Origin of the sequence: Streptomyces hainanensis (assembly GCF_004348415.1) — a bacterium.
GTDB classification, from domain to species: Bacteria; Actinomycetota; Actinomycetes; order Streptomycetales; family Streptomycetaceae; genus Streptomyces; species Streptomyces hainanensis.
The window spans coordinates 1-733 of record NZ_SMKI01000904.1 but is presented as its reverse complement, the minus strand read 5'-3'; the positions used below and the strand labels follow the sequence as shown (position 1 = coordinate 733).

The 733-nt window shown below is 76.8% G+C and carries 2 protein-coding genes; both read right to left on the bottom strand.

Annotated elements, in window-relative coordinates:
- Positions 1–511 (bottom strand): primosomal protein N' family DNA-binding protein (locus E1283_RS36745; protein ID WP_481906715.1); only part of this gene is annotated, 511 nt, incomplete at its 3' end.
- A gap of 88 nt (positions 512–599) precedes the next feature.
- The coding region (locus E1283_RS36740) for a methionine adenosyltransferase domain-containing protein (protein WP_165956390.1) at positions 600–733 on the bottom strand (134 nt) is incomplete at its 5' end.

Sequence of the window (733 nt, the reverse complement as noted above, 5' to 3'; positions counted from 1 at the left end):
GCGGGGACGGTTGCCGCTCGGCCTTGGCCATCCGGGGCGGCACGGCGAGCTGGACGACGTCCGCGAGGGCACCGGCGTAGCGGTCGGCGACGGCGCGGCAGAGCCGCAGCAGCTCCGGGGTGAGCACCTGTTCGGTGGAGAGCACCTGGGCCAGGGGGGCGAGCACGCCGGGGAAGTCGCTGTCGGCGCGCCGCTCGACGACGAAGCCGTTGATCAGGCGGCCGCCCTCGCGGCGGCCGTCGCGCTGCCCGGCGCCGAAGCGGACCCGGACCCGGACGCCGGGCAGCGCCTCGGCGTCCATCGCGGCGGGGACGGCGTAGTCGAAGAAGCGGTCGAGGTGGACCATGCCCTTGTCCACCAGGACCCGGGCCACGGGCAGCCGCTCGGCCAGCGGCGCGCCCCGCCAGGTGCGCGGGGGCGTGCGCTTGCGGGCGGCGCCGCGCAGCAGCGCCAGCTGCTCGCCCGCCGGGCCCTGGCCACCCCGCTCGCTCCGGGGGCCCGTCTCACTCACGGTGCCCAGTACAGCAGATCCCTCGGACAGGCGGCGCCGACCGTGGTCGGCGGCGCATGTCCGAGGGATCCGAGGCCGTGCTACGGGGTCAGACGCCGGCGGCGGTGCGGAGGGCGTCGACGCGGTCGGTGCGTTCCCAGGTGAAGTCGGCCAGTTCGCGGCCGAAGTGGCCGTAGGCGGCGGTCTGGGCGTAGATCGGGCGCAGCAGGTCGAGGTCGCGGA